The 21,548-nt window shown below is 70.6% G+C and carries 15 protein-coding genes; 4 read left to right on the top strand and 11 right to left on the bottom strand.

The genetic code is table 11. The features are described from left to right. Positions 1 to 9: 9 nt before the first annotated feature. The 3 genes from FSY98_RS13055 to FSY98_RS13045 are packed head-to-tail and all read right to left on the bottom strand — an operon-like array spanning position 10 to position 2,458. Complete coding sequence (locus tag FSY98_RS13055) at positions 10 to 978, bottom strand: CPBP family intramembrane glutamic endopeptidase (RefSeq protein ID WP_144877095.1); 969 nt, start codon at positions 976 to 978, stop codon at positions 10 to 12. Beyond that, positions 975 to 2,027, bottom strand: a complete 1,053-nt coding sequence (locus tag FSY98_RS13050) for a DUF1648 domain-containing protein (RefSeq protein ID WP_144877094.1) — start codon at positions 2,025 to 2,027, stop codon at positions 975 to 977. The genes FSY98_RS13055 and FSY98_RS13050 overlap by 4 nt, the downstream gene beginning before the upstream one ends. Then, entirely contained in the window at positions 2,024 to 2,458 is a 435-nt protein-coding gene (locus FSY98_RS13045) for a GntR family transcriptional regulator (protein WP_144877093.1), read from the bottom strand. Before FSY98_RS13045 ends, FSY98_RS13050 begins: the two co-directional genes overlap by 4 nt. A 184-nt stretch (positions 2,459 to 2,642) precedes the next feature. On the opposite strand from FSY98_RS13045, the gene FSY98_RS13040 reads away from it, so the two are divergent. Further along, positions 2,643 to 3,884 (top strand): APC family permease, encoded by a 1,242-nt coding sequence (locus FSY98_RS13040; RefSeq protein WP_144877730.1) that lies wholly within the window; start codon positions 2,643 to 2,645, stop codon positions 3,882 to 3,884. On the opposite strand, the gene FSY98_RS13035 is transcribed toward FSY98_RS13040, so the two are convergent. From FSY98_RS13035 to FSY98_RS13025, 3 genes are all read right to left on the bottom strand, one after another. After that, positions 3,881 to 4,717 (bottom strand): SGNH/GDSL hydrolase family protein, encoded by an 837-nt coding sequence (locus tag FSY98_RS13035; protein WP_144877092.1) that lies wholly within the window; start codon positions 4,715 to 4,717, stop codon positions 3,881 to 3,883. The two genes, FSY98_RS13040 and FSY98_RS13035, sit on opposite strands and share 4 nt — an antisense overlap. Before the next feature lie 149 nt (positions 4,718 to 4,866). After that, on the bottom strand, positions 4,867 to 6,138 hold the full coding sequence (locus tag FSY98_RS13030; RefSeq protein ID WP_222119183.1) for a HisS family protein: 1,272 nt from the start codon (positions 6,136 to 6,138) through the stop codon (positions 4,867 to 4,869). A 114-nt stretch (positions 6,139 to 6,252) separates the two neighbouring features. Continuing rightward, entirely contained in the window at positions 6,253 to 6,957 is a 705-nt protein-coding gene (locus FSY98_RS13025; protein ID WP_144877091.1) for a MazG family protein, read from the bottom strand. Between the two features lie 94 nt (positions 6,958 to 7,051). Between FSY98_RS13025 and FSY98_RS13020 the strand changes: the two genes are divergently transcribed. Both FSY98_RS13020 and gdhA read left to right on the top strand, forming a co-directional pair. Beyond that, positions 7,052 to 9,739 (top strand): phosphoenolpyruvate carboxylase, encoded by a 2,688-nt coding sequence (locus tag FSY98_RS13020; RefSeq protein WP_144877090.1) that lies wholly within the window; start codon positions 7,052 to 7,054, stop codon positions 9,737 to 9,739. Positions 9,740 to 9,788: 49 nt separating this feature from the next. Then, the gene (gdhA, locus tag FSY98_RS13015) at positions 9,789 to 11,159 is read left to right on the top strand and encodes an NADP-specific glutamate dehydrogenase (RefSeq protein WP_144877089.1); all 1,371 of its coding nucleotides are present in this window, start codon (positions 9,789 to 9,791) and stop codon (positions 11,157 to 11,159) included. A gap of 84 nt (positions 11,160 to 11,243) precedes the next feature. Here the strand turns inward: gdhA and FSY98_RS13010 are convergent, their stop codons facing one another. The 4 genes from FSY98_RS13010 to FSY98_RS16775 all read right to left on the bottom strand — a co-directional run bounded on the left by FSY98_RS13010 (position 11,244) and on the right by FSY98_RS16775 (position 16,636). Beyond that, entirely contained in the window at positions 11,244 to 12,671 is a 1,428-nt protein-coding gene (locus FSY98_RS13010) for an APC family permease (RefSeq protein WP_186307683.1), read from the bottom strand. 153 nt (positions 12,672 to 12,824) lie between these two features. Further along, positions 12,825 to 15,818 (bottom strand): aminotransferase, encoded by a 2,994-nt coding sequence (locus FSY98_RS13005; protein ID WP_260857398.1) that lies wholly within the window; start codon positions 15,816 to 15,818, stop codon positions 12,825 to 12,827. Beyond that, positions 15,815 to 16,435 (bottom strand): gamma carbonic anhydrase family protein, encoded by a 621-nt coding sequence (locus tag FSY98_RS13000; protein ID WP_144877088.1) that lies wholly within the window; start codon positions 16,433 to 16,435, stop codon positions 15,815 to 15,817. The genes FSY98_RS13005 and FSY98_RS13000 overlap by 4 nt, the downstream gene beginning before the upstream one ends. Before the next feature lie 39 nt (positions 16,436 to 16,474). Continuing rightward, a complete protein-coding gene (locus FSY98_RS16775; protein ID WP_186307682.1) occupies positions 16,475 to 16,636 on the bottom strand; it encodes a hypothetical protein in 162 nt (53 codons plus the stop codon). Positions 16,637 to 16,825: 189 nt separating this feature from the next. Between FSY98_RS16775 and FSY98_RS12995 the strand changes: the two genes are divergently transcribed. Continuing rightward, the gene (locus tag FSY98_RS12995; RefSeq protein ID WP_144877087.1) at positions 16,826 to 17,707 is read left to right on the top strand and encodes an SDR family oxidoreductase; all 882 of its coding nucleotides are present in this window, start codon (positions 16,826 to 16,828) and stop codon (positions 17,705 to 17,707) included. A 129-nt stretch (positions 17,708 to 17,836) separates the two neighbouring features. Here the strand turns inward: FSY98_RS12995 and mfd are convergent, their stop codons facing one another. Beyond that, the gene (mfd, locus tag FSY98_RS12990) at positions 17,837 to 21,400 is read right to left on the bottom strand and encodes a transcription-repair coupling factor (RefSeq protein WP_144877086.1); all 3,564 of its coding nucleotides are present in this window, start codon (positions 21,398 to 21,400) and stop codon (positions 17,837 to 17,839) included. Positions 21,401 to 21,548: the final 148 nt, after the last annotated feature.

Below are 21,548 nucleotides of genomic sequence, written 5' to 3'. Positions count from 1 at the left end.
ACGAGGGAGTCAAGGGCCGACGGTCGGCGAGGCCGGAGCCTCCGCGTCCCCTGCGGGCCGCGACACCGCGGGCGAGACACCGAGCTCGGGCTGCCGCCGGAACTGCCCGGTGATGAGGAGCACGGCGATGACGACGGCCGCGGCCGCCCACCCCGCCACTCCGAGGGGCCCAGCCAGCGCGAGGTCGGGCCGACCGGCGGCGACGAGGAAGATGAGTCCGGCCGCGGCGTTCAGCGATCCGTGTGCGACGACCGCCGGCCAGATCGAGGCGGAACGCAGCCGCAACCAGCCCAGCAGCACGCCCCAGGCGACGCATCCGACGGTCATGAACAGCACACCGGAGGCGTCGGTCCGTCCGAAGTTGTAGCCGAGCATGATCACCGGACTGTGCCAGAGCCCCCAGATCGCGCCGCTGAGGAGCAGCGCCGGCCACGTGCCGAGAGGTCGAAGGGCGGGCAGGAGCCATCCGCGCCACCCCAGCTCCTCTCCGAGGGCCGGGATGCTGTTGATCAGGGCGCCGATGGGGAGGATCGCGAGCTGCGAGATCACGACGAGACCGACCGGAGGCATCGGCGCCCCGGGCGGGAGCGCCTGTTCGATCTGCGCCGAGAGGCCCGCGAACGTGAAGTCGAGCTGCACGACGCCGAGCACGGCCGCGATCACGATGCCGAGCGCCACCACGACCGGCGGACCGAGCCAGCCGATCAGCAGCAGCCAGAAGACGCGCTTCGCCGGCCGCAGGGGCCAGAAGCCGAGGAACCGCAGCCGCATGCCGCGCGCTGGCGCCCCGAAGGCGAACGTCACGGTGAGCGCGGCGACGGCGGGCGTGAGCATCATCACGACGAGAAGCACGGGAGCCACTGGCTCGGCGAGACCGTCGCCGAGCCACAGCGGCAGCGCGACCAGCCAGGCGAGCCCGCACGCGATAAGCACGAAGGCGACGACGGGGATCCAGCGGACCTTCTGCTCGGCGATCATCGGAAGTCCTCCCCGGCGCCCGCCCCAGGGCCCTCCGCTCCGAGTTCGACGTATCTCTGCAGCAGGGCCGCCCCCTCCTGCGCCCCGTCGATCGTGACGAGGAAGGGTTTACGGTCCCGCCGTGACACCTCGATGGCGGGGCCGCGACGGGTCACGATGCCGGTGCGTCCGTCGACGGAGATCCGCCACCCCCAGCCGCCGAAGTCGCCGAAAGGCGAGACGTCGATCGCCCGGACACCGGTGATCTCGTCCGGCGCGATGTCGACCCGGGGCCGCCCGAGCAGAGAGCGGGCGCTGAAGCCCTCTGGAGTGATGCTCACGCGGTACGAGGCGGTGGCGGCGAGCGCGAGTGCCGTGACGAGCGCGCCGAGCGCGACGACCCACCACCCCGCGACGCCGAGGAGGAGCATGACCACGGCGAGCACGATCATTCCCGCGAGGACGAGGCCGAGGAGCATCAGCGCGCCCCATGGCATCGTGGCGGTCGCGAGCCAGACGACCCGCTCGCCGGTGCCGACCCGGACGTCCTGTCGAGGCGCGAGCAGTTGTCCGGCAGGAGTCCGGTAGCGCGGCTGCACCACCCAGGCGAGACCGCCGACGACGAGGAGGCCGGCCGCGGCCGCGCCGATCACGCCGCCGACGCCGGGGACCTCCGCCCCCGGGCCGAGATCGCGCTGGATCCACAACGATCCGAGACTCATGACGGCGGCGAACGCCGACATCCCTGCGGCGAGCGCGCCCATCAGCCGGGCGGCGCCGCCCCACTGGTCACGCACCGCCACGAGGGTCGTCACGACCATGAGCAGCGGCACTCCGAGGCCGACGCCGAGAAGCAGCCACAGATACGTGGATGCCGGGGCGAAGCCGTCGGCCCCATCGATCCCCCAGTGGATGGCGACGGGTTCGAGGAACGAGGGAAGCCACCCGGCGAGCACGATGGCGGCCGCGGCCACGATGACGACGGGCACGAGGAGCGCCACCACGAGGAAGAGCAGACGTGCGCGACGCAGTGGAGCGGCGGAAGTGGGTCGCGGGCCGGTGGACGTCATGGCTGTGCCTCCTCGGTATCGGGTGTCGCTGCGGGATCGTGACTGCGCGTCGAGCTCGGCCCGTCGCCCTGACGTGATCGCGCGTCGGCATGGGTACGGATGATGCCGGCGAGGATCTCGGCGGAGACCCCCATCTGCGCGGCGCGCGCCACGAGGTCGTCGATCTCGTGTGCGAAGTCGGCGAGCGGCGCCGCTGCTGCCGAGATGACCGCTCCCCGCCCGCGGCGGAGATCGATGAGCCCTTCGTCGCGGAGCCCCTGGTACGCGTGCAGGACCGTGTGCTGGTTGATGCGCAAAGCCGCTGCGACGTCGCGGGCGGCGGGGAGCCGGTCGCCCGGGGCGAGGACGCCGGCGAGCAGTTCGGCGCGGATCGATGCCGCCACCTGGTCGTACAGCGGCCGGGGGCTCTCGGGGTCGACCCTGATCAGCATCCGCGCACCTCCTCTGTGTTCGCTAGTAATTCTAGCTGAACTATAACAATGGTCACAACCGTGGAACGAGCTCGGATGCGGCATCCGCACCCGTCGGCTCTCGGACGACTGGACCCGCGCGGCCGTGGTGACGCTCCCGTCGTTCGCGTACCGCGCCTTCATCCGCGCATGGCACGATGACCTCGTGCCCCTCGCCCGCCGACTGAGCCTGCCCGACGCCGTCGCGATCGGTCTCGGATCGATGATCGGCGCCGGCGTGTTCTCGGTGTGGGGCCCGGCGATCGGGGTCGCCGGGAACGGCATCCTCATCGCACTGGCGATCGCCGCGGTGGTCGCCTTCTGCAACGCCACCGCCTCGGCCCAGCTGGCCGCCGCGCATCCCGTCGCCGGCGGCACCTACGCCTACGCTCGCGCGGAGATCGGCCCCTGGTGGGGGTTCGTGGCGGGGTGGGGCTTCGTGGTCGGCAAGATCGCGAGCTGCGCGGCGATGGCGCTGACCTTCGCCGCCTACGCGGCGCCCGACGGTTGGCAGGTGCCGGTGGCCGCGCTCGCCGTCGCCCTGCTCGTCGCCGTGAACTGCGTCGGCGTCACCCGCACGGCGCTGCTCACCCGCATCCTCGTCGCGTGCTCCCTGCTCGGATTGGCCGTCGTGGTGGCGATCGGCGCAGGTTCGGTCCCGATCAGCGAACCGGCACCACTGCCCGACACGAACGCCTACGGCGTGCTGCAGGGCGCCGGGCTGTTGTTCTTCGCCTTCGCGGGATACGCGCGCATCGCGACGCTCGGCGAGGAGGTCGTCGACCCCGCGCGCACGATCCCGCGGGCGATCGTGCTCTCTCTCGGCGGCGCCGTCGTGGTCTACGCCGCGGTCGGCATCGTCGTGATGCTGACCCTCGGCGCGGATGCCGCGTCGGCCAGCGCCCCGCTCGCGGAGGTGGTCTCGGCGAGCGAGTGGTCGGCGCTCGGCCCGGTCCTGCGGATCACGGCGGCCGCGGCGTCGCTGGGCGCGCTGCTGGCTCTGCTCACCGGGATCGGCCGTACCACTCTGGCGATGGCACGGGAGGGCGACCTGCCGCGCGTCCTCGCCCGCGTCGACGAGCGCTGGCACGTGCCGCGCCGTGCGGAGATCGCGGTCGGCATCATCGTGATCGGCATCGTGCTGCTCGGCGACCTGCGGGAGACCATCGGCTTCTCGTCGTTCGGCGTGCTGCTCTACTATCTGATCGCGAACGCCGCCGCGTTCCGCCAGATGGGGGCCGCCCGGCGTTTCCCTCGCGCCCTGCAGGTCGTCGGGGCGCTCGGATGCCTGCTGCTCGTCAACACGCTTCCTCTCTGGGCCTCTCTCGTCGGCACGGTGGTGGTGCTCGCCGGCGTGCTGTACCGCGCTGTCCGACTTCGTCTGTCGACCGGACGACAGGGCCCTTAGCCGCGCTCGACCGAGGGCCGTTCCAGCGACCCCGTGCGCAGCGCGACCCGCGCGGCCTCCGACACGGCGGGAAGCAGGGCGTCGGCGGTGCGACGATAGCCGAGCGCGCTCGGGTGGAAGCGGTCGAGGCTGAACATGGCGTCCGGATCCTCGAGGAACATCGGGCCGACGGCGCGACGCAGGTCGACGGGGGTGGCGCCCGCCGCTACGCAGATCTCGCTCTGCGCCTCGGCCAGACGGCGCGACAGACCCGCCACGACACGCCGCAGCGGCTGCGGCACCGGGCGCAGCGCGCCCAGGTCGGGACAGGTGCCGACGACGACCTCGGTGCCGCGCTGTCGGAGGGCGTCGATCGCCTCGCGCAGATGCCGCGTCGACACCGAGACGGGCACCCGGTGCGTCACGTCGTTGCCGCCGACGACGATCACCGCGACGTGCGGCACGTAATCGGCGGGCAGACCGTCGAGCTGCGCCGAGAGGTCTGACGATTCCGACCCCACGACGGCGGCGGTTCGCAACCGCACCGGTCGGTGCAGGCGTCGCGCCAGGCCCTTCGCCAGGCGCCCGCCGAGAGTCTCCTTGCGGCGCTGGGCGCCGAGGCCGGCTGCCACCGAATCGCCCAGAACGAGCAGTTCGAGCGGCGCCCCGTCCAATCGCGACCGCCACACCCGATCGGCGTCGAGCGACTGCTCTCCCAGCGGCTTGCCGATCCGACGGCGAGCGACCGCCGCCTGGCGCGCCAGGACGGCTCGGATGCCCGCGGCGAGCGCCACGGCCGCGACACCGATCCCGGCGCCGACTCCTGCTCTGGCGGCGAGGGACGGTCGACTCATGCGCCGATTCGACCCGACGGGCGTGAACACAGCGTGCACGCGACGTGAACGGCCCACTCGACGCTTCGAACGCGCTCCAGTCGCAGAACGCGCCGCGGCGACGAGAACCCGACGGCACGGAGTGCGACCGGACCAGCGACGGGTAGCCGTCAGGAGAGAGGCTTGAGCTCCAGGTCGGAGGCGCCGGCGCTCACGGTCGCGAAGGCCGTGTAGCCGTCGGCGGCCGAGCGCTCCAGCAACGCCTTGACGTTCTTCGTGCGGCGTTCGAGCCGCACCCGGGCGCCGGAGGCGACGAGCGCCGCCTTGTGCCGCACGAGCTCTCCGACGGGCACGTCGGCGTCATGGATCAGCACCACGGCGCGCTCCTCGGCATCCGTCCCGTCTGCGACGAGATCGACGAGCCTCTCGAATCCGAGCGAGAAGCCGACCGCCGCGACCTGCTGTCCGAGGAACCGACCGATCATGCCGTCGTAGCGCCCTCCGCCGCCCAGCGAGTAGCCGACCGAGGGATGCGCCAGTTCGAAGATCGTGCCGGTGTAGTAGCCCATGCCCCGCACGAGGAACGGGTCGAAGACGAGCGGGATGTCCGCGAGCTCGGAGGGCGCAGCGCTCGTCGCTCGCCCCGCGGCCACAGCCTCGCCGATGCCGACGAGGTGCGCGACGATCTCGTCCGGCGCCCCCTCGGGCAGCGCCTTGCGGATCTGCCTCTCACCGAACGGGTTGTACTCCATGGTCTGCGGCCGCTGCAGGAACGCCTCGAACGCGTCGACGGCGGATGCTGCAGCACCCCGCTCGCGGAGCTCGGCCGCCACACCGTCGGTGCCGATCTTGTCGAGCTTGTCGATCGTGATCAGCACGCCCGGGCGCTCCTCAGCGGTGAAGCCGAAGCTGTCGAGCATCCAGTCGAGCGCACGGCGGTCGTTGATGCGCACCGTGGCGCCCTCGAGCCCCAGCGCGTCGACCGCGTCGAGCGAGGCGACCATCAGCTCGGCCTCGGCCCGCGACGAGTCGTCGCCGATGATGTCGATGTCGCACTGCACGAACTGGCGGTAGCGCCCCTTCTGCGGACGCTCTGCGCGCCAGACCGGACCGATCTGGATCGCGCGGAAGACACCGGGCAGCTGCCCGCGGTTGCTCGCGTAGAACCGCGCGAGCGGCACGGTGAGGTCGTAGCGGAGCCCGAGGTCGGCGAGCGCCCCCTGATCGTCGGCAGCGCCCCTGATCGCCTCAGGGTCGAGTCCCCGTCGCAGCACGTTGTAGGCGAGCTTCTCGTTGTCGCCGCCGATGCCGGCGTGCAGGCGCGAGTACTCCTCGAGCGCAGGGGTCTCGATCTCGTCGAAGCCGTGCGCGCGGTAGCGGTCGCGGATGACGGAGAGGACCCGCTCGCGGCGGGCCTTGTCGGCGGGGAGGATGTCGCGCATGCCGCGCGGCGGGTTCACAGTAGCCACGTCTCCATCTTCCCAGGTCGGCGACGGATGCCCCTCCCAGGTCGGAGACGGATGCCGCTCCCAGGTCGGGGACGGATGCCGTGGTCCTCAGCCCTCGGCCTCCGCGGCGCGCACCTCGTCCTCGAGGCCGCGCAGACGCTCGCGCAGTGCCCGCTCAGCGTCCCATCCCCGCTCGCGGGCGAGGGAGACGAGGGCGAGCATGGCATCGCCGAGGTCGGCCTCGCTCGTCGGCGCGGTCGCGGGAGCAGTCGCGACTCCGGCCGCGCCGACTCCGGCCGCACCGACCCCGGCCGCGCCGACTCCGGCCGCGCGTCCGACGAGCTTCTGCGCGAGGGCGAGTGCCGGCATCCCCCGCGGCACGCCGTCGAGCACGCTGGTCCTCGTGCGCTTCTCAGCCGCCTTCGCCGCGTTCCAGTGCACCAGCACCTCTTCGGGCGTCATCGCGACCTCACCCGCGAAGACGTGCGGGTGCCGCCTGACCATCTTCTCGGTGAGGGTCTCGGCGACGTCGTCGATGTCGAAGGGATCCTCGGGGTCCTGCGCGGCGATCGCGGCATGGAACAGCACCTGCCACAGCAGGTCGCCGAGCTCTTCACGCAGGTCGCCTCGGGTACCGCTCTCCACCGCCTCGATCACCTCGTGCGACTCCTCGATGAGGTACGGCACGAGGTCGCGATGCGTGATGCGCTGCGACCACACGCAGCGCTCCCTGACCGCGCGCATCGTCTCGGCTGCCGCTCGCAGCGGGTCGGTCTGGGGCTGTTCGGCCACGGCGTGCTCCTCGGTGCTCATCCTCGGTGCTGATCCTCGGTTCGGACCGACTCTCTCACGTCGCGCGCCGTCATGCGTGCAGGGCACCTCTCCCGACCCGGCTACGCTCGTGAGCGTGACCCCCGCACAGAGTTTTCCCGAGCCCACCGACACCTCGGCGATCCGCATCATCGGCCGTTTCGAAGCGGGCCGAGGCATTCCGGACGCGATGCGCTCCGACGTGAGAATGCTCGGCGGCCTGCTCGGTCAGGTGCTGCGCGAGGCCGGAGGCGACGACCTCTTCGCCGACGTCGAGCGCCTGCGCCTCGCCACGATTCAGGCGTACGACGAGGAGACGTCCGACGCGTTCGACCGCGCCGCGGCGATCGCCGAGTCGTTCACGATCGCGCGGGCCGACGAGGTGGCGCGCGCCTTCACGTGCTACTTCCACCTGGTCAACCTCGCCGAGGAGCACCAACGCGTCCGCGTGCTGCGCGAGCGCGCTGGCCTCCCGGGGCGCGAGGACGCAGCCGACACGGTCGCCACCGCGTACGCCCGGCTGAAGTCCGAGGTCGGCGACGACGAGGCACGACGGCGACTGCAGGGCCTGCGCTTCCACCCCGTCTTCACCGCGCACCCGACAGAGGCACGCCGCAGGGCGGTGTCGTCGAGCATCCGCCGCCTGTCGGAGCTGCTCACCCAGCACGACGCCGCGAGCGAGAGCGGGTCAGAGCAGCACCGCGCACGACGCCGGATGCTCGAGGAGATCGAGACGCTGTGGCGCACGGCACCGCTGCGCGCGCAGAAGCCCTCGCCCACCGACGAGGTGCGCACGGTCATGAGCGTCTTCGACGAGACGCTGTTCACCACGGTGCCGCACGTGTACCGCCGCATCGACGACGCCCTGCGCGGTGATGACTCCGGTGCCAGCGAGCCCGTCGTGCCCGCCTTCGTCCGCGTCGGATCGTGGGTCGGCGGCGACCGCGACGGCAACCCGTTCGTCACGGCATCCGTCACCAGGGAGGCATCGCAGATCGCCTCCGACCACGTGCTCCGCGGGCTCGAGCGCGCCCTGGAGCGCATCGGCCGCACCCTCACCCTGGACGCCGACGACACCCCGCCCAGCGACGAGGTGCTCGGCCTGTGGGAGCGCTTCGCGGCATCCGAGCCCGGCCTCGCCGACGAGCTCGCCGCCCGCTCGCCCGGCGAGCCGCACCGCCGCGTCGTGCTCGCCCTCGCGCACCGGGTCGGCGCCACCCGCCGGGGTGACGACGAGCGCTACGGGGCCCCCGAGGAGCTCCTCGCAGACCTGCGGGCCGTGCAGTCGTCGCTGGCGGATGCCGGGGCCCGCCGCCACGCGTTCGGCGGCGTGCAGCACCTCATCTGGCAGGTCGAGACGTACGGCTTCCACCTCACCGAGCTCGAGGTGCGTCAGCACTCGCAGGTGCACGCGAAGGCACTCGCCGAACTCACCGGCGACGAGCCGGTGAGCGCGCAGACCGAGGAGGTCCTCGAGGTCTTCCGCGCGATCGCCGGCATCCAGCGCGACCGCGGCCTGCGCGCCGCCGGGCGCTACGTCGTGTCGTTCACGCAGGCGGCGTCCGACCTCGCGAACGTCTACGCCCTCGCGCGCCACGCGCTCGGCGACGACGCTCCGGTGCTCGACGTCGTACCGCTGTTCGAGACGTTCGCCGATCTGCAGGCCGCGCCCGCGATCCTCGCCGAGGCCGTCACGTTCCCCGAGTTCCGCGAGCGGATGGCCGCCACGGGCAACCGCCTCGAGGTCATGCTCGGGTACTCGGACTCGTCGAAGGACGTCGGTCCTGTGGCCGCCAACCTCGCGCTGTACGAGGCGCAGGAGAAGATCGCGCTCTGGGCCACGGAGTCCGGCATCGAACTGACACTGTTCCACGGTCGTGGCGGCGCTCTCGGCCGCGGCGGCGGCCCCGCGAACTCCGCGATCCTCGCGCAGCCCCCGCACTCGGTCGACGGACGTTTCAAGCTCACCGAGCAGGGCGAGGTGATCTTCGCCCGCTACGGCGAGCCGGCGATCGCGATGCGCCACATCGATCAGGTCGCCGCGGCGACCCTGCTCGCCTCCTCCCCGACCGTCGAGAAGCGCACGAGCGACGCCGCGCGCCGGTTCGCCGACATCGCCGACATCATGGATCGCTCGTCGCGCGAGCGGTTCTTCTCGCTCGTGAAGGCCGAGGGCTTCGCGCAGTGGTTCGCAACGGTGACGCCCATGGAGGAGATCGGTCTGCTCGCACTCGGCTCGCGCCCTGCACGGCGCGGCCTGTCGGTGGAGTCGTTGGAAGACCTCCGGGCGATCCCGTGGGTGTTCGCGTGGACCCAGGCGCGCATCAACCTCGCCGGCTGGTTCGGGCTGGGCACCGCCCTCGCCGCGGTGGGCGACGAGCAGCGCCTGGCCGAGGCGTACCGCGAGTGGCCGCTGCTGCACACCATGATCGACAACGTCGCGATGAGCCTGGCGAAGACCGACGAGCGCATCGCCCGCGAGTACCTCGCGCTCGGCGACCGCGACGACCTCGCGCAGCTCGTGCTCGACGAGCTGGCGCTCACTCGCGAATGGGTAATCCGCCTGACCGGTGGCGTTGGTCTGCTCGAGAACAAGCCGATCCTGCAGCGCGCCGTGCAGCTGCGCACGCCGTACGTCGATGCTCTGTCGCTGCTGCAGCTGCGCGCCCTCCGCGCCCTCCGCGAGCCGGCCGAGGCCACCGGATCCGGGTCGGAGGACGAGCAGCGCCGCCTGCTCCTGCTCTCGGTCAGCGGCGTCGCCGCCGGACTGCAGAACACCGGATGACACGCGTGCGTGCCGTCCCCGTCGCCCAGACCAGAAAGCCCTCTCGGACGTGACCTCCTCCCCCTCCGCCGACTTCCACCCGCTCGCCGACACCGTGCAGCCCGTCTTCGAGACGGTGCGGGCGCGCAGCCCGCACGAGCCCGAGTTCCAGCAGGCCGTGCACGAAGTGCTGAACTCGATCGCCCCGGTGCTCGAACGGCATCCGGAGTACGTCGACGGCGGCATCGTCGAGCGCCTCGTCGAGCCCGAGCGGCAGATCCTCTTCCGCGTCCCGTGGGTCGACGACGCGGGGCGGCTGCAGGTCGACCGCGGCTACCGCGTCCAGTTCTCCTCCGTGCTCGGCCCGTACAAGGGCGGTCTGCGGTTCCACCCCTCGGTGAACCTGTCGATCATCAAGTTCCTCGGCTTCGAGCAGATCTTCAAGAACGCGCTCACCGGTCAGGGGATCGGCGGCGGCAAGGGCGGATCCGACTTCGACCCGCACGGACGGTCGGATGCCGAGATCATGCGCTTCTGCCAGTCGTTCATGAGCGAGCTGTACCGCCACCTCGGCGAGCACACCGATGTGCCGGCCGGCGACATCGGCGTCGGCGGTCGCGAGATCGGCTACCTGTTCGGTCAGTACCGCAAGATCACCAACCGCCACGAATCGGGGATGTTCACCGGCAAAGGAACCGGCTGGGGCGGCGCGGAGGTGCGCACCGAGGCGACGGGCTACGGTGCGGTGTTCTTCGCGCAGGAGATGCTCGGCGTGCACGGCGACTCGCTCGACGGCAAGCGCGTCGGCGTATCGGGTTCCGGCAACGTCGCGATCTACGCCATCCAGAAGGCCGGTCAGCTCGGTGCGACCCCGGTCACGGCATCCGACTCGTCCGGGTACGTCGTCGACGACGACGGGATCGACGTCGATCTGCTGCGGCAGATCAAGGAGGTCGAACGCGCGCGCATCGTCGAGTACGCGCGTCGCCGGCCGAGTGCCCGCTTCGTCGAGGGCGGAAGCGTGTGGGACGTACCCGTCGACATCGCCGTGCCCTCCGCCACGCAGAACGAGCTCGACCGCGACGCTGCGCAGGCGCTGATCGCGAACGGCGTGCGCGCCGTCTCGGAGGGCGCGAACATGCCATGCGTCCCCTCGGCGATCGACGCCTTCCAGGCTGCCGGCGTGCTGTTCGCCCCCGGCAAGGCCGCGAACGCGGGCGGCGTGGCCACCTCGGCGCTCGAGATGAGCCAGAACGCCTCCCGTCAGCGCTGGAGCTTCGATGCGAGCGAGAACAAGCTGCGGGAGATCATGGGCGATATCCACCGCGCCGCGTTCGACGCCGCCGAGCGCTACGACGTCGCCGGCGACTACGTGGCGGGCGCCAACATCGCCGGCTTCGAGCGCGTGGCCGCCGCGATGCTCGCGCAGGGCGTCATCTGATCCCTTCCGGGTTTCGAATCGCTTGAATGGCAGCTCCCACCCGGGGAATGCTGCAATTCAAGCGATTCGAAACCGGCGGACGCCTCAGCGCTCGTCGACCGGCACCTTGACGACCTTGTTGTAGCCCGTCACCGCCTGGTTCTCGTCGAAGGCGACGACCTTCTTGCGGAAGCCCCTCGTGATGACCGCGAGGTAGATGAGGCCGAGCACCGTCCAGGTGAGACCGCCGATCAGCGCGTCGGGGTGCAGATTCACCCACAGCAGACCCGTCAGCAGCATGCCGATGCCCGGCATCACGATGTACGAGAAGATGTCGCGCGGCGTGCGGCGCATGCCCTTGCGGATCGCGAACCAGGCGATCACCGAGACGTTGACGAACGTGAACGCGATCAGTGCGCCGTAGTTGATCCACGCGGCGATCAGCTCGAGCGTGAACGGGATGGCGAGCAGCGAGATCGCTCCGACGAGCACGATGTTGAACGTCGGCGTGTGGGTGCGGGGGTTGATGTAGCCGAAGGCGCGCTGCGGCAGCACGTTGTTGCGGCCCATCACCAGCAGCATCCGCGACACCGACGCGTGCGAGGCGAGGCCCGAGGCGAGCGTGGCGCAGAAGCCCGCCGCGGTGAGCACCGCCATGAACACATTGCCCCCGACCAGGTCGCCGATGATCGGCAGGGTCGAGTCCTCGACGAACTGCATGTCACCGCCGGGGGCGAACTCGTTCCAGTCGGGGAAGCGCAGCTGCGAGACGTACGACGCCACGAGGAAGATCCCGCCGCCGATGAGCACGGTGAGGAGGATCGCCCTGGGCATGATCTTCGGATCCCTCGCCTCCTCGGCGTACATCGTGACGGCATCGAAGCCGATGAACGAGAAGCAGACGATGGTCGCGCCGGTCAGCACCGCGCCCATGGTCACGTCATCATGCAGGAAGGCGCCGACCGAGAGGATCGTCGCCGCGCCGTCGCCGCGCATCAGCTGCGCGACCACGAGCACCACGAACACGACCATGACGATGATCGAGAAGACGAGCAGGATCATGTTGAGGTTCGACGTGCCGCGCATGGTCATGTAGATGATGCTGGTGACGAGGATGCAGTAGAGCACGACCCAGATCCACGCGGGGACGTCGGGGAACATGGCCTCGAGATAGCTCTTGATGATGAGACAGTTCACCATCGGCAGGAGAACGTAGTCGATCAACGAGGTCCAGCCGACCATGAAACCGAGGTTCGGATGGATCGACTCCCGCACGTAGGTGTACGCGGACCCGGCGCTCGGAATCGCGCTCGCGATCTTGCCGTAGCTGATGGCGGTGAACACCATGACGATGAGGGCGACGAGGTAGGCGGCCGGGACGACGTCGTTCGTGTCGCGGGCGACCATGCCGAAGGTGTCGAAGACGACGGTCGGCGTCATGTAGCCGAGCCCGAGTCCGACGATCGCCCACAGTCCGAGGTTGCGTCGGAGGGTTCCGCCTCCCTGCGCGAGCGGCTTCGTCTTCGTGGCCATGTGTACTCCTCCAGGAACAGCGCATGGGCCGGACTTCGGGTCGTCCGACGCTGAGCATCAGTATGTACCCGAGATATTCGTCAGCGGAAGAGCGAATCTCGTTCGAAATACGCATTTAACATGGCGAACCAAGGCGGGATTCGAAGGCCCGGCTCACCACCCTTCCGAGAGCACCCGGTCGAGCGCTGCGAGCACATGGTCGGCGCTCTCGGCGGTCAGGCAGAGCGGCGGTTTCACCTTGAGCACATTGGAGCGCTCCGAGGTCGTGAGCACGATGACGCCGAGCTCGCGCATCCGCTCGCAGATCGCCGCGGCCTCGGCATCCGCGGGTTCCATCGACTCCCTGTCGCGCACGAGCTCGACGCCGAGATAGAGACCGGCGCCGTGCACGGGGCCGATGAGCGGATGCCGCAGAGCGAGCTCCTCGAACCCTGCGGCCATCCGCGCGCCGATCCGGAGGGCGTTGCTCTGCAGCCCGTCCGCCTCCATCGCGTCGAGCACGGCGATGCCCACGCGGCAGCTCAGCGAGCTGCCGCCGGCGGACGAGAAGAACTGCCCCTGGGAGCTGAGCGCGTCGGCAATCCGCTTCGACGTGATGACGCCGCCGATCGGGAATCCGTTGCCCATGGGCTTCGCGATCGTGACGATGTCCGGCACGACCCCCGACTGCTCGAAGCCCCAGAACGTCGACCCCATGCGGCCGAAGCCGACCTGCACCTCGTCCGCGATGCAGAGACCGCCGTTGGCGCGTACCCGTTCATAGGCTCCGGCGAGGTATCCGTCGGGCAGCAGCACGCCGCCAGCGTTGCCGAGCACCGATTCGCAGAGGAAGGCGGCGACGTCTCGTCCCTCTGCGGCGAGCCTGTCGAGATCGGCGTCGAGGTCGGCGAGGTAGCGCTCAGCGGTGTCGTCGCCGCGGTAGGTGCCGCGGTAGCGGTTGGGTACGTCGGCGACGTGCACCCAGTCGGGGCGGGTCTCGAGAGCGAACGGATTGTCGTAGGCGCTGGTGGTGACCGCATCGCTCGCCATGGTCCACCCGTGGTACGCCTCGCGGAGGGCGACGATCGTTCGGCGCGCGGTGGCCGCCTGCGCGAGGCGGAGGGCGAGATCGACCGCTTCGGAGCCGCTGTTGACGAGCAGCACCGTGTCGAGATCGCTGCCCTCGGGCATGAGGGCGACGAGCCGCTCGCTGTACTCGGCGAGGTCGCGGAAGAGGAAGCGCGAGTTGGTCGCGAGGGTGCGCAGCTGACGATTCGCGGCCTCCGCCACGAGAGGATGCGCGTGGCCGAGTCCGGCGACGTTGTTCACCATGTCGACGTAGGTGCGGCCGGTCGTGTCGATCAGATGATGGCGCCAGCCGCGCTCGATCTGCGGCGGATGCTCGTAGTACCGCTCCTGCGCCTCGGCGAAGATGCGCTCACGCCGACGCGACTCCTCCCCCGCCTCGTCGTGCTCGGCGTGCGACGGGATGCCGAGCAGCCCGGCCGGATCCGCAGCGAGCCGCCGCCATGCGGGCGCGCGGTCGGCCGTGACGAGCGTCGCGCCGTCGCCGGGGTGCCCGAGCCGCGGCGCGTCCCTTCGCCGCAGTCCGATCACGAGGACGGTGGCGCCGTCGGCCGACCCGACCGTCGCGATCTGCTCACCGGCGCGCACTGCTGGCGCTGTGGCGTCGGCTGGCAGGGTGGTGTCGGCTGGCAGTCCAGAACCACCCAGTCCAGAACCACCCGGTCCAGAGCCACCCAGTCCAGAACCACGCAGTTCCAGGATCCAGCCGGCGCCGGCGGCGAGCTGCACGACCCCGTCTCCATAGTGCAGCTCACCCGCCCAGGGTGCGACCACGCGCGACTCCCGCCCCGGCGCGAGGTGCACCTCGGTCTCGATCGGCCAGGTAGCGGCGGGGTCGACGGAGTCGACGGCGGCGCGGGTGAGGCGGAACGCGCCGTACGGGAGCACGGCGGCGGCGGCGCCCCGCGCGTGCGCCTCGCCGACGAGTCGGTATTCTGCCGCGGCATCCATCCACCGTCCGGCGTCGAGTTCGGGTGACTCCACGCCCGCGTCGATCACGACCAGGCCATCGGCGATGTCGGGGAGGAGCGGCTGCGCCGACGGGGGCACCGAGCCGGAGGGAGGGATGCCGACACGATCGCACACGTGCTCGACCGCCTCGCGGAGCGGCACCGCCGTCGCCGCGTCGAAGATCGCCTGCTCCCCCGCGATCCGCTCCCGCGCGTAGTCGTTGGCGCCGTCGATCGCGAGCTGCCGCCATCCACTGGCGACGAGCAACGCCGCTCGCAGCACGATCATCGGCCACACCGCGAGCGCTTCCGCGCGCTGCAGCGATACACGCTCGTGGAACGCGGCGATCGTGTCGAGCACCCGCAGCGGGCGCTCCGGCTCGTGGTGCAGCATCGACGAGGCGCACACCGCGAGCTCAGCGACGCGCCACCCGAGCCCGAGGTCGCCCAGGTCGAGAACGACATGCGGATGCAGCCGCGAGTCCGCGCCGCGGACGCCGGTGACGTTGTCATCGGTGAGGTCGCCGTGAATCGCCTGCACCGGGAGGTCGGATGCCACGACGCCGAGCGCGGCCTGCGCCTCGTCCGCCGCCGTCAGCACCCGCCGCCGCAGGTCGTCGTCGTCGATCGCGGCGGCGAGCGCGCGGACCTGGTCGTGCGCCACCCGCATGTCCCACATCTGGTCGCGATCGAGTCCGGGGTGCCGCAGGTCGGCGAGCGCCGAGACGGATGCCGCGGCGAGCGCGCCGAACTCCGCGAGCACCACCGGCGCGAGGTAACCCGCATCGACGACGGACTGCCCGTCGGCATACTCGCTGCGTCGCACGGCGAATCCCTGCCAGCGCTGGGTGAGCTCGCCGTCGAGCCCGGGGAGCAGGGCGGGGACGCGCACGCCCGCCGCGCGGTACGCGTCGAGAGCAGCGTGCTGGGCATCGCGCGCCTCGTCGCCGAAAGCGGGGTTGTCCACCCGCAGCACGCTGCGTTCGCCATCGGTCTCGTGCAGCACGAAGTTGCGATCCTGGTTGCTGCCGAGCTCGGTCGCCGTGGCCTCGATGCCGTAACAGGCACGGGCGATCGCCTCGGCATCCTCCGTCGTCACGTCCGGTCGGACCAGGCCTGCGCCGACGCTCACTCCCCACCCGCCGCGGGACCGTCGATGCGCACGTCCTGCGCATGCCGCGCCAGCGAGCTGCCGTACCGCTCTGTGAGCTGCACCATGAGGTCGGGGGTGTCGCGGTCGACGCCGAAAACGTGCCCGGGGAAGTCGAGGTCCGGCTGCGCGGCGGCGATCTCATCCGCCCGGTCCGGCGAGAACAGCTCCACGGGGTCGCCGACGGCCACCCAACCGATCGGCACGACGGTGCCGGACGGCAGCACCGCACGCCGGTGCACGATCGCGTTCACGCGCACCTCGCAGCGGTCGCCGACGAGCGCCCCGTTGAAGATCCGTGCGCCCGATGCGAAGAAGACCTCTTCGCCCACCGTGGCGCCGGCGATGCTCGCGAGAGTGCCGACGAGCGTATGCGGTCCGATGTGCACGGCGTGGGCCGCGGTCGCCCTGATCAGCGCGTTCTCCATCACGATGACGTGCTCGCCGATGGTGATGGGGCCGCCTTCGGCCGTGATGACGGCGCCGTGCAGGACCTGGCACCCCGGCCCGATCTGCACGTCGCCCGAGACCACGGCGGTCGGGGCGATGACGGCGGTGTCGTGGATCCGGGGCCGAGCCCCGAGGTGCTCGTACAACATGTCGTCAGCGTAGCGCCGACGACGTCCGCACCGAGAGTGCTATTTCTTGGTCGCGGCGGTGCGGCGCAGCATCCCGATCACGAGCGTCGCGAGGAACAGCACGATGCCCAGGACCGCCAGCCACAAGAGCCCCTTGATGACGAATCCGAAGACCGCGAGGCCCGCCCAGACGACGAGGAGGATGATCAGCAGTGCCCACATATGACCAGTGTGCGCCGTCAGCAGCCCCGTGTCACCCCGTTGACGGGGCAGAGCTGCCCCGCTAGCCGGCATCATCGCCCCCTCCGCCGACTGCTACGCTGGCGCCCATGGCTGGCCTCTGAACTCGATCCTCCCCCTGCCGACCGGCCGCGTCTCCGCGCCTCGGCTCTCCGATCGAAAGGCACCCCCATGCACGCTTCCTCTCTCCCTCTACGCGGCAAGACCGCCCTCGTGACCGGCGTCTCGCGTCTGCGCGGCATCGGCTTCGGGACGGCATCGCGACTCGCCGCACTCGGCGCGAATATCGTGATCCACCACTACCGCCCCCACGACGTCGATCAACCGTGGGGCGGAGACGACCTCGATGCGGTGCGTGCGGGAATCTCCGGCGCTCTCACTTCCGGCGCCGTGATGAGCGACCATCACGCCGATCTGCGCGATCCGTCGACGATCGAGCCGCTGCTCGATGCGGCATCCGCACTCACCGGCAGACTCGACATCGTCGTCTGCAACCAGGCCCTGACCGGCGGCGACGGCTCGATCTTCGATATGACCCCGGAGCGGCTCGACGCGCACTGGCAGGCGAACGCGCGCGCGTCGCTGCTGCTGACGGCAGGTCTCGCGCGGCGGCGACGGAGCGAACTGGGGGACGCGGGGTCTCGCACTGCGCGGCCCGGCGACCGGGTGACGGATCTGGGTCCCTTCGAGGCGCCGACCGGGCATGTGATCTGGATGACCTCGGGTCAGGGGCACGGTGCGATGATCGGCGAGATCTCCTATGCGACGAGCAAGGCGGCCCTGGCGGGCATCACCCGTTCGGTCGCGCGGGAGCTGCTCGACGTCGGCATCGTGCTCACTACGGTCAACCCGGGACCTGTGAACACCGGATATCTCGACCCGGACACGACCGACCGCGACCTCACGGGTGTGGCCGACTGGATCAGCGCGCAGCCGTTCGGGCGGGTGGGGCGGCCCTCCGACCCGGCGAACCTGATCGGCTGGCTGTGCACACCGGACGGGTCGTGGGTGGTGGGCCAGGTGCTCACGTCGGACGGCGGCTTCTCGCTCTGACCTCCGCTGCCCGCGGTCTGTCGCCAGTGCGGGAGAACGCAGGGGCGTCCGCGTCCGTGCGGCGTGCCCGTCGGCGGCACACCGCACGGCCCGGCGGCGTCTCCGTTTCCCCGGCGGCGCCCGGGATCCTCATTCGACCTTGACGGGTTCCGGGAAGATCGAGGTGAACAGTTGGCCGACCCACTCGAGCAGCTCGGCATCGGGCAGCGGGTCGAGTCCCACGCCCACCGCTGCCGGAATCGTCGGCATGGGCACGACGAGCGCCTCGCCGCCCGCCACGAGCTTGGCCTTGGGGTACAGCCGCTGCAGGCGCACCTTGATCGAGTCTTCGAGTCGAGCGGGGGCGATGCGGAGGTTCGAGCCCATCACGACGACATCGGCGAGACCGGCACGCGCGGCGCGGCGCCGCAGGCGGGCGACGGCGATCAGGCCCTCGACCTCTTCCGGCGGGGTGCCGTAGCGGTCGGTGAGCTCATCGATGACGAGGTCGATCGCGTCGTCCTTCGCCGTCGCGGCTGAGGCGGCGGACAGCTTCTGGTAGGCCTCGAGTCGCAGGCGCTCGCTGTCGATGTAGTACTCCGGGATGCGGGCGTCGAGCGGCAATTCGAGGCGCAGCTCCTGCCCGCTCTCGACCTCGTCGCCGCGGAAGGTCGCGACGGCCTCGCCGATCATGCGCAGGTACAGGTCGAATCCGACGCCGGCGATGTGTCCGGCCTGCTCGGCGCCGAGCATGTTGCCCGCTCCGCGCAGTTCCAGGTCTTTCAACGCCACCTGCATGCCGGAGCCGAGGTCGTTGTTCACGGCGATCGTCTGCAGTCGGTCGGCCGCGGTCTCGCTGAGGGGCTTCATCTCGTCGTAGAGGAAGTACGCGTAGGCGCGCTCGCGTCCGCGTCCGACGCGTCCGCGCAGCTGGTGCAGCTGGCTGAGGCCGTACTTGTCCGCCCTGTCGATGATGATGGTGTTCGCGTTCGAGATGTCGAGACCGGTCTCGATGATCGTCGTCGACACGAGAACATCGAACTTGCGCTCCCAGAAGTCGTCGACGACCTGCTCGAGCGCGTGCTCGCCCATCTGTCCGTGGGCGACGGCGATGCGAGCCTCCGGCACGAGCTCGGCGAGCTGCGCCGCGACCCGCTGGATCGACTGCACGCGGTTGTGCACGAAGAACACCTGTCCCTCACGCAGGATCTCGCGGCGGATGGCGGCGGCGATCTGCTTGTCGCTGCGGGGTCCGACGAACGACAGGATCGGATGCCGGTCCTCCGGCGGCGTCGCCAGCGTCGACATCTCGCGGATGCCGGTCACGGCCATCTCGAGCGTGCGCGGGATCGGGGTGGCGCTCATCGCGAGGATGTCGACGTTCGTCTTCATCTTCTTCAGCGCATCCTTGTGCTCGACGCCGAACCGCTGCTCCTCGTCGATGATCATGAGACCGAGGTCTTTGAACAGCACCTGGTCCGTGAGGATGCGGTGAGTTCCGATGACCATGTCGACGGTGCCGTCGAGGAGTCCGGCCAGCGTGAGCCGTGCCTCTTTGTCGGTCTGGAAACGCGACAGCGGCCGTACCTTGACCGGGAATCCGGCGAATCGCTCTGCGAACGTCTCGAGGTGCTGCTTCACGAGAAGGGTCGTCGGCACGAGCATCGCGACCTGCTTGCCGTCCTGGATCGCCTTGAACGCCGCGCGGACTGCGACCTCGGTCTTGCCGAACCCCACGTCGCCCGAGAGCAGGCGATCCATGGGGATGGGCCGCTCCATGTCGGCCTTGATCTCGTCGATGGTCTGCAGCTGGTCGTTCGTCTCGGCGAAGGGGAACGCCTCTTCGAGCTCGCGCTGCCACGGGGTGTCCGGCCCGAAGGCGTGGCCCTTCGCGCTCATGCGGGCCGAGTACAGCTTGACGAGCTCGACGGCGATGTCGCGGACGGCCTTGCGCGCCTTGCCCTTCGCCTGCGCCCAGTCGCTTCCGCCCATCTTCGACAGGGTCGGCGCCTCGCCGCCCACGTACTTCGACAGCAGGTCGAGCTGATCGGTCGGCACGAAGAGCTTGTCGCCCGGGTAGCCGCGCTTCGAGGGCGCGTATTCGAGCACGAGGTAGTCGCGCGTCGACTTCGTCGCGTTGCGTCCGCCCGTCGACACCTCGCGCTTGGTCATCTCGACGAAGCGACCGATGCCGTGCGTGTTGTGCACGACGAAGTCGCCCTGCTTGAGCTGCAGCGGGTCGACGACGTTCTTGCGCCGCGAGGCGAGCTTCTTCACCACGCGCTGGTCGCCGCCGATCGTGCGGCCGTAGAACTCGTTGTCGGTGAGCACCGCGAGCTTGGCATCGGCGATCTGGAAGCCGGACTCGACGGATCCCATCACGAGCGTCGCGACGCCGGCGTCGGGCAGGTCGTTCAACTCCTCGACGACGCGGGCGGCGATGCCACGGTCTGACAGTACGTCGCGCGCCCGGTCGACGAGACCGGGGCCGGTCGCGATCACCACGACGCGCCACCCGTCCGACACCTTCGCGTCGACGAACGAGATCGCGCCGTCGACGTTGCCGTGGAACGAGGGGATGACGGCGGCGTCGATCGTCTCGGCATCCTCTCCCCCCATCGCGAAGGGGCTGAGGCGCCACCACACGCCGCCGCGGTCGCGCACGACCTCGCGCAGCCGCGCGATCGTGAGGAAGTCGCCCGCCCCGAGGTCGATGGGCGCGGACGCTCCGGACGTCGCAGCGCTCCACGCGGCATCGAGGAATTCGCGATTGGTCTCGCCGAGGGTGATCGCGCGGGCGCTGGAGCGCTCGGGGTCGACGACTGCGGTCGCGCTGCCTTCAGGGAGGTACTCGACGAGCGACTTCAGCGGACCGGCGACGGCGGGGAGCAGCGACTCCATCCCCTCGACGGGGATCCCTTCGGCCATCTTCTCGAGCATCCCGGCGATCGCGGGGAAGCCGCCGATCAGGGCTCGGGCACGGTCGCGTACGTCCGGGGTCAGCAGGAGCTCGCGACTCGGCGGCAGGTCGACGAGCGCGACGTCGCCGGGCAGCGACCGCTGGTCGGCGACCGAGAACGCTCGGATCTGGTCGACCTCGTCGCCGAAGAACTCGACACGGAACGGGTGCTCGGACGTCGGAGGGAAGACATCGAGGATGCCGCCGCGCACCGCGAACTCGCCGCGACGCGACACCATGTCGACGCGGGAGTACGCACGCTCGACGAGCTGCTCCGCCACGTGGTCGAGTTCATACCCCCGCGTGCCGACGGAAAGCTCGAGCGGCACGATGTCGCCGAGGTTGCCGGCGATGGGCTGCAGGGCGGCACGGACCGACGCCACGACGACGAGCGGCTTCTCGCCCGACCAGTCCGCGATGCGGCGCAGGGTCTGCAGTCGCTGGCCGACGGTGTCGGGGCTGGGGCTGAGCCGCTCGTGCGGCAGGGTCTCCCAGGCGGGGAAGGTGACGACCTCTGCCTCGGGAAGGTAGGCGGCGAGCGCCTGCGACAACGACTCGGCGCGGCGGCCCGTCGGCACGACGGCGAGCAGCGACGCGGGCTGCCCGGCGGCGCGGCGCTTGCCGAGGAGTCCCGCGAGGGCGGGCGCATCGAGCCCGTCGACGAGTCCGAGGTCGGCATCGGTCTGCGCCCAGCGAAGGGCGTCACGGTACAGAGACGCCTCTTCCAAGGCGCGCAGAATCCCCGGAACAGTCACCGGACAAGCCTAGCCGGGGCGTCTGACACTGCGGCGGAAACCCTCGCATGCGAACGCGCTCGCGTCCGTTGAGCGCCTTCGCCGAGCCGCCTGTTATGTGCGACCCTCCCCTTTGCGACCGCCCACAGCGGGGCCGCTCAGCAGCAAG

Source organism: Microbacterium sp. 1.5R (assembly GCF_007667425.1).
Taxonomy (GTDB): Bacteria; Actinomycetota; Actinomycetes; order Actinomycetales; family Microbacteriaceae; genus Microbacterium.
This window is presented reverse-complemented; position numbering and strand designations above follow the sequence as displayed.

Coding starts and splice junctions, on each gene's coding strand:
- FSY98_RS13010 (WP_186307683.1), bottom strand. CDS start 12,671: ATGGCCACGAAGACGAAGCCGCTCGCGCAGGGAGGCGGAACCCTCCGA.
- FSY98_RS13025 (WP_144877091.1), bottom strand. CDS start 6,957: ATGAGCACCGAGGAGCACGCCGTGGCCGAACAGCCCCAGACCGACCCG.
- FSY98_RS13055 (WP_144877095.1), bottom strand. CDS start 978: ATGATCGCCGAGCAGAAGGTCCGCTGGATCCCCGTCGTCGCCTTCGTG.
- FSY98_RS12995 (WP_144877087.1), top strand. CDS start 16,826: ATGCACGCTTCCTCTCTCCCTCTACGCGGCAAGACCGCCCTCGTGACC.
- FSY98_RS16775 (WP_186307682.1), bottom strand. CDS start 16,636: ATGTGGGCACTGCTGATCATCCTCCTCGTCGTCTGGGCGGGCCTCGCG.
- FSY98_RS13045 (WP_144877093.1), bottom strand. CDS start 2,458: ATGCTGATCAGGGTCGACCCCGAGAGCCCCCGGCCGCTGTACGACCAG.
- FSY98_RS13000 (WP_144877088.1), bottom strand. CDS start 16,435: ATGTTGTACGAGCACCTCGGGGCTCGGCCCCGGATCCACGACACCGCC.
- FSY98_RS13050 (WP_144877094.1), bottom strand. CDS start 2,027: ATGACGTCCACCGGCCCGCGACCCACTTCCGCCGCTCCACTGCGTCGC.
- FSY98_RS13030 (WP_222119183.1), bottom strand. CDS start 6,138: ATGCGCGACATCCTCCCCGCCGACAAGGCCCGCCGCGAGCGGGTCCTC.
- FSY98_RS13035 (WP_144877092.1), bottom strand. CDS start 4,717: ATGAGTCGACCGTCCCTCGCCGCCAGAGCAGGAGTCGGCGCCGGGATC.